Annotated in this window: 2 protein-coding genes; one reads left to right on the top strand and one right to left on the bottom strand. The window is 60.2% G+C overall.

The features are described from left to right. Positions 1 to 738 (bottom strand): 2,5-dihydroxypyridine 5,6-dioxygenase (locus tag CEC48_RS30740; protein ID WP_088427248.1); only part of this gene is annotated, 738 nt, incomplete at its 3' end. A 307-nt stretch (positions 739 to 1,045) separates the two neighbouring features. Here CEC48_RS30740 and CEC48_RS30735 point away from each other — a divergent pair. Continuing rightward, positions 1,046 to 2,179, top strand: coding sequence for an FAD-dependent monooxygenase (locus tag CEC48_RS30735; protein ID WP_088427247.1), 1,134 nt, complete (start codon positions 1,046 to 1,048; stop codon positions 2,177 to 2,179). The last annotated feature ends 50 nt before the right edge of the window (positions 2,180 to 2,229 follow it).

Genomic DNA, 2,229 nt, shown 5'->3' with positions numbered 1-2,229 from the left:
TTCAGCTTCGAAACCACCGTGAATCTTGGTGATGAAGCCTTTTTCGATCTCCAGGGTGATTTTTTCGCGGGCGTAGGTCTTGAACGGCAGCAGGATGTCGCCGATATCCAGCACCAGCACGCCTTCAGCCGTTTCTTCGTTGGGCCAGGAGAACAGGAAGCCGCTGGGCCAGTGATCCCAGCGTCCCGGCTCGTCGGCAAACCCGTATTCGGTGACTGACGGGTATTGCCCCAGCGCCGCGCGAAAATCACTGCCGGCACGGGATTTGACATGGATCGAACGGGCCTTTTTCAGCAGTTGTTCGGCCGCCAGTACGCGCACCTTGTCCTCCTCGGTCGGCAGCATGCGCGCCAGCACTTCCGGGGGCTCCACTGCCAGCAAGATGCGCGTGCCGGTCTTGAGGATCTGCTCCTGCTCCGGGGAGTGCAGCAGCATCATGGTGTCGACGACCAGATCCGCCGCCTCCAGCGCCCGCTGCGCCGCGATATTGCCGGTCAGCGCGGTGTCGCCGCAGTAGGCGGTCATGTCATTGCCCATCGCCCGGGGATGGTTGAACGACGGCAACTCCACCGCGTACACCTTGGCGCCCAGGCGCTGCGCAGCGTCCATCGCGGCACGCACGGTGCGCGGGTCGGAGTAATGGCTCTTGAGCACGGCGACGCTCTGGGTCGGGTCGACCTTCGAGAGCTTCAACACGTGTTCAAACATCTGGGTCAGTTCGCAATCACTTACCGGCATTTCCTGTCTCCTCAGCGGCTGCACCAAGATCTGGCAGTGCGCTTCACTCTAGTGCGTTTTTATAGCGTATACGCCAATTAATCACGATAAGAACTGATTTCAGGAGGGACTGCAAGCGTCACGCCAAAACGTTACCAATCCACACATACCTAACAGAATATGGACAAATACCATTACAGAATATCGATACGGCCAAAAAACAATTTTTAAGGCACGGGCTTTTCATTTGAAAAAATGAGCGTATACACTTTAAAAACCTTGCGAGCAGACGCCGCCGGCCATCATTCGAAAAAGAGGACCACGCCCCATGGGAAGCACACAAAAAATCGCAATCGTCGGCGCCGGCCTTGGCGGTGCCGCCGCTGCCACCCTGTTGCAACAGGCGGGGTTCGACGTGGACATCTACGAGCAGGCCCCGGAATTTTCCCGCCTGGGTGCCGGGATCCACATGGGGCCCAACATCATGAAAATCTTCCGGCGCATGGGCATCGAAAAGCAGCTGGACCTGATGGGCTCGCACCCTGAGCACTGGTTCAGCCGCGACGGAGAAACCGGCGATTACCTGTCACGCATTCCCCTGACCGGCTACGGCGCGTCCTACATCACCGTGCACCGCGGCGACCTGCATGCGTTGCAGATGTCCACACTCAAGCCCGGCACCCTGCACTTCAACAAGCGCCTGGAAACCCTCGAAGAAACCGACACCCAGGTGCGCCTGACCTTCGCCGACGGTGAAGTGACCTACGCCGACATCGTGATCGGTGCCGACGGCATCAACTCGCGTATCCGTGAAGAACTGCTCGGTGCCGAAAAACCGCTGTACAGCGGCTGGGTTGCCCACCGTGCGCTGATCCGTGGCGATCAACTGGCCAAGTACGACCTGAAGTTCGAAGACTGCATCAAGTGGTGGACCGAGGACCTCCACATGATGGTCTACTACACCACCGGCAAGCGCGACGAGTACTACTACGTCACTGGTGTACCGCACCCGGAATGGGACTTCCAGGGGGCCTTCGTCGACAGCAGCCGCGAAGAGATGTTCGACGCCTTCAAGGGCTACCATCCAACCGTGCAGGCGCTGATCGAATCCACCGAAAGCGTGACCAAATGGCCGTTGCGCAACCGCAACCCGCTGCCGTTGTGGAGCCGGGGCCGCCTGGTACTGCTGGGCGACGCCTGCCACCCGATGAAGCCGCACATGGCCCAGGGCGCCGGCATGGCCATCGAAGACGCGGCGATGCTGACGCGCTGCCTGCAGGAAACCGGCATCAGCGACTACCGCACCGCCTTCGAACTGTATGAAGCCAACCGCAAGGAACGCGCGTCCCGGGTACAGGCCGTGTCCAACGCCAACACCTGGCTGCGCACCCAGGAAGATCCGGACTGGGTCTACGGTTATGACCTCTACGCCCAGCAGCTGAAGTCGGGGGTGGCCGCGTGAGCAGATTTCTCTACGGCGGCAACGTCCAGGCCAATGGCATTCGCCAGCAT

Source organism: Pseudomonas sp. K2I15 (assembly GCF_002204795.1).
Taxonomy (GTDB): domain Bacteria; phylum Pseudomonadota; class Gammaproteobacteria; order Pseudomonadales; family Pseudomonadaceae; genus Aquipseudomonas.
The sequence above is the reverse complement of the archived record's forward strand: the minus strand, read 5'-3'. Positions and strand labels throughout refer to the sequence as shown.

What these genes read in the sequence shown, in the direction of transcription:
- CEC48_RS30735 (WP_088427247.1), top strand. Translation starts at nt 1,046, where the DNA reads ATGGGAAGCACACAAAAAATCGCAATCGTCGGCGCCGGCCTTGGCGGT.